The organism is Neolewinella lacunae (genome assembly GCF_014349155.1).
Taxonomy (GTDB): domain Bacteria; phylum Bacteroidota; class Bacteroidia; order Chitinophagales; family Saprospiraceae; genus Neolewinella; species Neolewinella lacunae.
Map to the genome: position 1 here is coordinate 90,204 of NZ_JACSIT010000149.1, position 7,861 is coordinate 98,064.

At 56.3% G+C, this 7,861-nt stretch carries 5 protein-coding genes; all 5 read left to right on the plus strand.

Features of this window, described 5'->3' with window-relative positions; all coding sequences use genetic code 11:
• The first annotated feature begins 21 nt into the window (after positions 1–21).
• Positions 22–2,214, plus strand: a complete 2,193-nt coding sequence (locus H9S92_RS22395) for a RagB/SusD family nutrient uptake outer membrane protein (RefSeq protein WP_187468170.1) — start codon at positions 22–24, stop codon at positions 2,212–2,214.
• 75 nt (positions 2,215–2,289) lie between these two features.
• Positions 2,290–3,348: a SusE domain-containing protein gene (locus H9S92_RS18415; RefSeq protein WP_187468171.1), complete on the plus strand. Its 1,059-nt coding sequence runs from the start codon at positions 2,290–2,292 to the stop codon at positions 3,346–3,348.
• Between the two features lie 142 nt (positions 3,349–3,490).
• Positions 3,491–5,053, plus strand: a complete 1,563-nt coding sequence (locus tag H9S92_RS18420) for a RagB/SusD family nutrient uptake outer membrane protein (RefSeq protein ID WP_222936165.1) — start codon at positions 3,491–3,493, stop codon at positions 5,051–5,053.
• A 103-nt stretch (positions 5,054–5,156) separates the two neighbouring features.
• A complete protein-coding gene (locus H9S92_RS18425; protein WP_187468172.1) occupies positions 5,157–5,516 on the plus strand; it encodes a LytR/AlgR family response regulator transcription factor in 360 nt (119 codons plus the stop codon).
• 258 nt (positions 5,517–5,774) lie between these two features.
• Positions 5,775–7,861: BACON domain-containing protein (locus H9S92_RS18430; RefSeq protein ID WP_222936166.1), on the plus strand; the 2,087-nt coding region annotated here is incomplete at its 3' end.

The following is a 7,861-nucleotide window of genomic DNA, read 5'->3' on the forward strand; positions in this document are numbered from 1 at the left end:
CCGTAAACTATCATGTTAAAAATGCACAAACTTCTCGGCAGCCTGCTGCTTTTGCTGCTTTCGCTGGGCTTTACGGCCTGTTTCAATGACCTGGACACCGTGCCGTTGGACGAAGACCTCGCCACGGCCGACGTCGTCTACGATGACCCCGCTGCCTACGAGCAGGTGCTGGCCAAGCTCTACGCTGGCCTCTCCGTCTCCGGCCAGCAGGGCCCCGCTGGTTTGCCAGACATCAGTGGCATTGACGAAGGATTCTCTACCTACCTGCGCCAGTACTGGAAAGCCCAGGAATTGACGACGGACGAGGCCGTCATCGCCTGGAACGACGGCAACATCCACGACTACGAAGAGCACGACTGGAACTCCTCCAACGAGTTCATCACGGCCATGTACAACCGGATTTTCTACCAGATTACCCTGGCCAACGAATTCATCCGTGAAACTACCGAGGAAAAGCTCGCTGGTCGTGGCCAAACGGGAACCGTAGCCGATCAGGTCGCCGTATTCCGCGCCGAAGCCCGCTTCCTGCGCGCCCTCAGCTACTGGCACGCCCTGGACTTGTTCCGCAACGTGCCCTTCGTAACGGAGGAGGATGCCGTAGGATCTTTCTTCCCCGAGCAGATCAACGCCAACGAACTCTTCGCCTTCATCGAGAGCGAGTTGCTGGATATTGAGTCCACCATGGTGGCTGCCCGGCAGAACGAATACGGACGGGCCGACCAGGCCGCCGTATGGACCCTGCTGGCTAAGCTCTACCTGAATGCCGAAGCCCACGTCGGCCAGGACCGCAATACCGACTGCATCACCTACTGCAAAAAGGTGATTGAGGCTGGTTACAGCCTGGAGCCGGAATACGCCAACCTGTACGTGGCCGATAACGGCAACAGCCCCGAAACGATCTTTGCCGTACTTTTTGATGGCCAGAATACCCGCACCTGGGGAGGCATGACCTTCATCACTCACGCGGCCGTAGGCGGCAGCATGGATCCCCTGGCTTTCGGCCTCGACGGCGGCTGGGGCGGTACCCGGGCCACCAGCGCCTTCGTCAATAAATTCCCCTCGGCCGGCGGCGGCGGCCAGGTCGTGGTAGCCCCTCAAGACCCCAACAACAGCTACAACCTGTTGAACGTGCCCGGGGCCTACCAAGGCTGGGACCCCGCCAACAACGCTACGGCCCTGGCCCAGAAAGGCGACGCCAATACCTTCGAAGGCTACGCCTACTTCGCCGAAGCAGGTGAATTCAAGTTTGCCCGCGGCAGCTGGGACGAAAACTACGGCGACAACGAAGGAGACGGTACCCTGGAAGCGGGCGGCGGAAACCTCTCGGTAGCAGCCCCCGGCTACTACCGCATCTACGTTGACCTCAACGCCCTGACCTACTCCATTACCCCCATGCAGTTTGGCCTCATCGGCAGCGCTACCCCCGGTGGCTGGGACAACGATACCGACATGACCTACAACCCCGTAACCGGGGCCTGGGAACTGGAAGTAGCGCTGGTTGGCGGCCAGGAAATCAAGTTCCGCGCCAACGACGCCTGGGACCTCAACTACGGCGACGACGGTGCCAATGGCCTCCTGGAGCAAAACGGTGCCAACATCGCCATTGCCCGCGACGGCGTCTACAAAGTCAGCCTGTTCCTCAATAAGCCCGACTATACCTACGGCATCGAAGTCCCCAGCTCCGACGGCCGCGCAATGTTCTACACCGACGGGCAGAGCCTCGAGATCACCGACGTATCCCAGTTCACCCAGGGCTACGCCATCACCAAATTCAAAAACGTGACGCGCAACGGCGTGGTAGGCTCTGACCTTACCTTCCCCGATACCGACTTCCTCATGTTCCGCCTGGCCGATGTCTACCTGATGTACGCCGAAGCGGTACTGCGCAACGGCAGCGGCGGCAGCATCGATGAAGCCGTTGGTTACATCAACGAACTGCGGGAACGCGCCTACGGCAACACTTCCGGTAACATCCAGCGGAGCGACCTCAACCTGCCCTTCATCCTCGACGAGCGGGCGCGCGAACTCTACTGGGAATGCCACCGTCGCACGGACCTCGTCCGCTTCGGGCAGTTTACCGACGGAACGTACGTATGGCCCTTCAAAGGCGGTACGCTGCAAGGTACGCAGACGGCTGCCTTCCGGGACGTCTTCCCCATCCCCGCTGCCGACCTCGGCGCGAACCCCAACCTTCAACAAAACACCGGATACTAAAGCGGCGGGTGGCCTGGGCAGCACCGTCCGGGCCACCCACCTTCCTTTCGCTATCCAATTAAAAAATTAGCAACCATGTTTAAGCAAACCATTCTCATCGCTTCGCTGGCGCTGTCGATCGGCTTTTTCGCTTGCGAAAAGCAAACCTTCGATCCCGTCTTAAGCCTTGGAGACCCCGCCTCCATCACTGCACCCACTGAGGGCACTGCTTTCGTCATTGCCGAAGGAACGGAAGAGGAAACCATGACCACGTTTACCTGGACGGCGGCCGATTTCGGCTTCCAGGCCGGGGCAACCTACACCGTCGAGGTAGACCTGGCGGGCAACAACTTCGCCAGCGCCACTCCGCTCGTCCCTGCGGTCAACGCCACCACGGCCCCCGTCAAAAACGGTACGGTGAACAACTACCTCATCTCCCGCGGCGGCGAAGGTGGGGTGGCTCAGCAAATCCAGGTCCGCATCAAAGCCCAGGTGGGCCGGCCAGCGGACAACAACGTGATCTTCTCCGCGCCCGTGACCCTGACGGTTACGCCCTTCGAAGCGGAGCGCGTGTACCCCCGCCTGTTCGTCCCCGGTGCTTACCAGGGCTGGAACCCAGGCGACGAATCGACCGTCATCTACTCCGTTCCCGAAAACGGCATTTACGATGGTTACGCCTTCTTCCCCGATCCCAACACGGAGTTTAAGTTTACCGATGCGCCCAACTGGGACAACGGCAACTTTGGCGACAACGAAGGCGACGGCATCCTCGACGATGCCGGTAGCAACATTGTCGCGCCCGGCCAGGGCATGCACCGCCTCAACGTCAACATCAACGACCGTACCTACACCGTTACCCCCACCAGCTGGGGCGTGATCGGCAGCGCCACCCCCACGGGATGGGATTCCGATACGGACATGGTTTACGACCCCGAAAACCGCACACTGACCCTTACCCTCGACCTCGTGGGTGGCGGTGACAACGCCATCAAGTTCCGCGCCAACGACGCTTGGGACCTCGATTTGGGCGACAACGGTGCCGACCTGAAAATGGAGTACGGCGGTGCCAATATTCCCATCACGGAATCCGGCAACTACACCATCGAGCTCAACCTCAATGGCCCGATCTACACGTACACCCTCACGCGGAATTAATCCGTTTTGAGGGGCGCTGCCGCAGGTGCAGGGTAGGGGATAAGGAGCAAAGTCAGGGGGCCGGAGGGTGCGTTTTTGCCCGACGTCCCTGGCTCTTTATCCCTTCCCCGGGCACCTGCGGACGCGCCCAAAACCAACTACTTTGAACCGGTCGATCCTGCTCCTTTCGCTGCTGCTGTGGACTGCTTCGGGCTGCCTGAAGCTGGAAGTGGAGCCTCGTTCGCTGGAGGCTACCGAGCAATTTTTTGCCGACGAGAGTGCCTACGCCGCCAGCCTCGCCCGGCTTTATGCGGGCCTGGCCGTGACCGGGCAGCAAGGTCCCTCCGGAGCCCCCGACCTGCAAAATATGGACGAGGGTTTTTCCAGTTACCTGCGGCAGTACTGGCAATTGCAGGAACTGACGACCGAAGAAGCCATCATTGGCTGGACCGACGACGGGCTGCCCGACCTGCACGCGCACACCTGGACGAGCGATAACCAGTTCGTCCGCACCATGTACAGCCGCATTTATTTTCAGGTGGCCCAGGTCAATGAATTTCTCCGGCAGAGCACGGAAGAGAAGCTGCGGCAACGCAACGTCAGCGACGCTACGCGGGGGCGGGTGCCTGGCTACCGCGCCGAAGCCCGGTTTCTGCGCGCGCTGAGTTACCTCCAAGGCATGGACCTATTTGGGGCCATCCCACTCTACACCGAAAACAATCCTTTAGGCGGTGCGCCGCTCCCCCAATCCAACCGCGGCATCCTTTTCGACTTTCTCGAAAGCGAACTTCACGATATTCTGGCCTACCTGCCCGAGCCCGGGGCGCAGCAGTACGGCCGCATTGACCGCGCCGCCGTGTGGGCGCTGCAGGCCCGCCTTTTTTTGAATGCGGAGGTCTATACCGGCCGCTTGCGCTACGATGAATGCCTGCAAGCCTGCCGCAAAATCATACAATCCGGTCGATACCGATTGGCGGAGGATTACCGCCACCTCTTTCTGACCGACAACCACACCTCCCCGGAAATCATCTTTGCCATCCCTTTCGACGGGCTTAATACCCAGACCTGGGGCGGTATGACTTACCTGATCCACGCCGCACTGGGAGGGAGCATGCGGCCCGAGGATTACGGCGTCCGCGGGGCCTGGGCGGGTTTACGCACCACTTCCGCGCTGGTGGAACTGTTCACCCGGCAAGCTTTCCCCGACCGGCGGGCTGACTTTTACACCGCCGGGCAGCGCCTGGAAATTGAGCGGGTCAGCGATTTCCAGCAAGGCTACGCGCTGCCGAAATACCGCAACCTCGACCAGGCCGGGGTGCCGGGCAGCAACGAAACCTTTCCCGATACGGACTTCCCCCTCTTCCGCCTCGGCGAAATTTACCTTACCTACGCGGAGGCGACCCTGCGCGGCGCGGCGGGTGGCGAGCGGGCTACGGCCCTGGAATACCTCAATGCCCTGCGGCAGCGGGCGGGCGCCGAAGACCTGCTGACGGACGCCGACCTCCACCTCGATTACCTCTTGGACGAGCGGGCGCGGGAACTTCACTGGGAGGCCCACCGCCGCACTGACCTCATCCGCTTTGGCCAATTCACCACCAACCGCACCTGGCCGTGGAAAGGCGGCGTAGCGGCCGGCACCTTTACGCCGGAGTACCGCGCCCTGTTCCCCATCCCGGAGGCGGAGTTGCTGGCCAATCCGGCGTTGCGGCAGAATGCTGGGTATTAGGGGGGTAACTTTTTTTGAAATTTTTTGAAAAAAGTTGCCCGAGCTTGTTTACCTCGGGACCAAAACTGGGCACTAATGAGGTAAGAAGTCAATTCTTAGCCTCATGCCCAGAGAAAAGGAACGCTCCGAAGCGAATGTTGCTGCTTTACTGTTGCCGGTATCCAACGGGTATCGGGTTGTTCGGTTTGCGGACATCATCTGCTGCCGGGCGGAGAAAAGCTATTCGGCCATCTGTCTGGCGGCAGGGGAGGAAGTCATCGTGAGTTATGGCCTTTCGCGCCTCGTTCAGGTTTTGCCGGAGGACATGTTCTTTCGCTGTCATCACAGCTATTTGATCAACTGTAGTCAGGTAGAAGGGATTGACAAAGTGGGCAGTTCCTACTTTTTGCTGCTGGGGGAGTACCGGGTGCCGGTTTCGCGAAGCCAGCAGCAGGCGGTGCGGGGGTTGTTTTACCAGTTGTGAATGAAAAACAACCAAAAATATAAAAAAACAGACAAAGTGTATAACGGGGGCTTTTAGCGTATTCTGTACGTGGTAGCTTTAGTCTTAAATATTGCTACTTAGACCAGTTATGAACTTTTCAAAGTTGCTCAACTAGTTACTGAAATAATTATGAACCCACTATTCTGTTCGTTTCCTGTCGGCCTAACTCGCTCATTAGTATGGTGTTTGCTATTTTTTTTAGGGTTTGGTCCTTTGAACTCCCAATCGAATCAGTATATGAGGGTTCAAGAGTCACAGGTCCATTCTCGTGATTCCATTAATAAGGTATATCAGGGTTCCTGGTGGCAAGATGCTTTGGATGTTTCTTTTGAAACTGTTCCGCCCGGGTGTGGAGCAGTTCCTTCTGGTCGAGCGATAAAGGTGATGGACAGCTTGCAATCTAAAGTCGATGCCTTTACTCAATGGTTCGCCTCTGACGCTAAATTGAAATCTAAACAGCTAATGACCGTCATCCCCGTCAGGGCACACATCATTAGGCAAAGTAATGGCAGTGGTGGTCTATCGATTGCCCAATGGAATACAGCATTGGCTAATTTGAATGCCTTATATGCCCCCGCAAATATACAGTTTGTAGAGTGTGGTGCGCCGAATATAATTCAAAGCTCTACCTTTTATAATTTTTCCTCTAGTCAAGAAGCCTCTATTTATAACGCTCATGGAGTTGAGGATGTTTTGAATATTTTTATTCCTGGGGGTACGTTAACAGCTGACGGGAATGACCTTTGTGGGTATGCCTATTTTCCATGGAGTAATGCGCCGGATTTGTTAGTTACAGCAGCTAGTTGTATGACCTCAGGGAATACATTTGCTCATGAGGTCGGTCATTACCTTGGCCTTTATCATACGCATGGCAAGACAAACTGCGAAGTTACAGATGAATTGGTGAATGGGGTACAGTGCAATTCCCGCGGGGATAATGTCTGCGATACACCGGCCGATCCAAATCTACAGGGGCCAAACTGTTCCGTTTATCTGGTTAATACCAATTGTGTTTATGTCGGTAATTCTACTGATGCCAATGGACAGCTTTTTAATCCCAATCCGAGAAATATAATGTCCTATTCAAGGCATTCTTGCAGGGACTTTTTTTCTCCGCAGCAATTGGCTCGGGCGGCCTTTTATGCAGCTAATGCTCGCAATAATTTGGTATGCAGCACTGGTGGTTCGCAAGGGCTTACTATGGCAACAAGCCTTGCGCTGAACCCAAGTAGTGTGGCTTCGGGGCAAAACGTCCAATTTAGTTTCAACGTAAGAAATACTTCGAGCACAACTTTTAACGGACAGCTGTTTATGACCATCAACGAAACCGATGGTTCTTTCGTGGAAGCCTTGGGGGTGTCGTCCGTTTTTAGTCTTTGCCCAAATTGCACTTTTTCATCCAATTACACGGGTAGTTTTCTCATGGATCATCCGGCCAGAACTTACCGCATTGTCGCATGGTACCGACCAACTGGAACATCGGAGTGGACAGAAATTGCCGACGGTAATTTTAGCAATGAATCTAACCTTATCGTGACTGGGGGAACTAGCGGCGGAGGAAGCCTACGAATGAACAACAATATAACACTTACGCCTAACCCCATTATCCAAAATCAAGCAGCTCAAGCTACTTTCACCGTCCGAAATGCAGGTTCCAGTAGCTTTAATGGTGACGTTTCTATCGATTTGTATCAAGGTGATAACTATCTAGGTGAAATTCAACAGAGGGCCATCACTAGCCTAAGTCCAAATAGCACTAGAGCTTTGACTTATAATTTTACACTCCCCCAAACATCTGGAACTTACCAAATCCTGGCTTGGTTCCGACCCAACGGTGGAGATTGGGCACAAGTGGAAGATGGTAGTTTTAATAACGGTATTGAATTCCAGATCGTCGCTCCCGCTGCAAGTACCCTCACGGTTTCTACAAACCAACTCTCCCCCTCCGCGACAAGCACCAGCGGCTCTTTTGATGTAGCGGGCAACTGCACCAGTTGGTCGGCCAACAGCACGGCCAGCTGGATCACTTTATCCCCCAGCAGCGGTACTGGCCCCCGGACGGTCAACGTCACCTACACGGCCAATACTTCTACCAGTTCCCGAACGGGCACCATTACCGTTTCGGGCTGCAACATTACCCGAACCATAACGGTGACGCAGGCTGCTGCGGCCTCCACCCTCACCGTCTCCACCACCCAACTTTCCCCGAGTGCTACCACCACCAGCGGCTCCTTCAACGTAGCGGGTACTTGCACCAGTTGGTCGGCCAGCGACAACGCCGGCTGGATTACCCTGTCACCCAGCAGCGGTACTGGCCCCCGGAC

What these genes read in the sequence shown, in the direction of transcription:
- H9S92_RS22395 (WP_187468170.1), top strand. Translation starts at nt 22, where the DNA reads ATGCACAAACTTCTCGGCAGCCTGCTGCTTTTGCTGCTTTCGCTGGGC.
- H9S92_RS18425 (WP_187468172.1), top strand. Translation starts at nt 5,157, where the DNA reads ATGCCCAGAGAAAAGGAACGCTCCGAAGCGAATGTTGCTGCTTTACTG.
- H9S92_RS18415 (WP_187468171.1), top strand. Translation starts at nt 2,290, where the DNA reads ATGTTTAAGCAAACCATTCTCATCGCTTCGCTGGCGCTGTCGATCGGC.